Origin of the sequence: Plasticicumulans sp. (assembly GCF_035331805.1) — a bacterium.
Classification (GTDB): Bacteria; Pseudomonadota; Gammaproteobacteria; order Competibacterales; family Competibacteraceae; genus Plasticicumulans.
Window position 1 is genome coordinate 1 of sequence record NZ_DAOLKE010000183.1, and the last position, 1415, is coordinate 1415.

Here is a 1415-nt window from a genome sequence, read left to right on the forward strand (position 1 = left end):
GCCCGAGCGTCGCCAGCGCCAGCAGGCGCATCGGCGCCGTGGCCGGCGCCGGCAGCAGGGTCGCGCGCTGGTCGGCGATGAAGCCGGTATGCACGGCGCCGGCCGCGTATCCGGGGTGGGCCGCGAGCGCGGCGAGGAAGCGCAGGTTGTTCGCCACCCCGACGATGCGGCAGTCGGCGAGCGCCCGCCGCAGCCGCGCCAGCGCGCGCGGGCGGTCCTCGTCGTGGACGATCAGCTTCGCGAGCAGCGGGTCGTAGTGCGGCGTGACCGCATCGCCCTGGCGCACACCGGTGTCGATGCGCACGTGCGCATCGCCCGCCGGCCAGTGCAGGTGCACGAGCCGGCCGCTCGCCGGCAGGAAGTCGCGCGCCGGATCCTCGGCGTAGATGCGCGCCTCGATCGCGTGGCCGTGCAGCGGGATCTGCGCCTGCGCGAGTGGCAGCGGTTCGCCGGCGGCGACACGCAGCTGCCATTCGACCAGATCGAGGCCGGTGATCATTTCCGTGACCGGATGCTCGACCTGCAGGCGCGTGTTCATCTCCATGAAGAAGAACCGCCCGTCGCCGGCTTCCTCGTGCTCGGCGATGAACTCGACGGTGCCGGCGCCGCGATAGCCGATCGCCAGCGCCGCCGTGCAGGCCGCCTCCCCCATCGCCTGCCGGCGCGCCGGATCGAGGCCCGGGGCCGGGGCTTCCTCGATGACCTTCTGGTGCCGGCGCTGCAGCGAGCAGTCGCGCTCGAACAGCGACACGCAGCGGCCGTGGGCATCGGCGAAGATCTGGATCTCGATGTGGCGCGGGCGTTCGAGGTAGCGCTCGATCAGCAGCTGCTCATCGCCAAAGCTCGCCGCCGCCTCGCGCCGCGCCGACTCGATCTGCGCACCGAGCTCGCCGGCGTGCGTGACGACCTTCATGCCCTTGCCGCCGCCGCCGGCGCTCGGCTTCAGCAGCAGCGGAAAGCCGGTGGCGATGGCTTCGGCCGTGAGCCGTTCGAGCGACTGATCCTCGCCGTGATAGCCCGGCACCACCGGCACGCCGGCCTGCGCCATGCGCACCTTGGCCGCGCTCTTCGAGCCCATCGCCCGGATCGCCGCCGGCGGCGGCCCGATGAACACGAGCCCGGCGGCCTCGACCGCCTCGGCGAACGCCGCGTTCTCGGACAGGAAGCCGTAGCCCGGATGCACGGCCTGCGCACCGCTCGCGAGCGCGGCCCCGACGATGCGCGCGGCACACAGATAGCTGTCGGCCGCCTTCGCCGGCCCGATGCGCACGGCCTCGTCGGCAAGCCCGACGTGCAGCGCCTGCGCATCGGCATCCGAATACACGGCGACGCTGCGGATGCCGAGCCGCCGGCAGCTCGCGATCACCCGGCAGGCGATTTCGCCGCGGTTGGCGATGAGGATCTTGTCGAACATG

Annotated in this window: 1 protein-coding gene; it reads right to left on the reverse strand. The window is 72.9% G+C overall.

Annotated features, from left to right (window positions below):
* Positions 1-1414, reverse strand: a 1414-nt coding sequence (locus tag PKE44_RS12655) for a biotin carboxylase N-terminal domain-containing protein (protein WP_324551745.1), incomplete at its 3' end; no start/stop codon positions are given.
* Position 1415 lies beyond the last annotated feature (1 nt).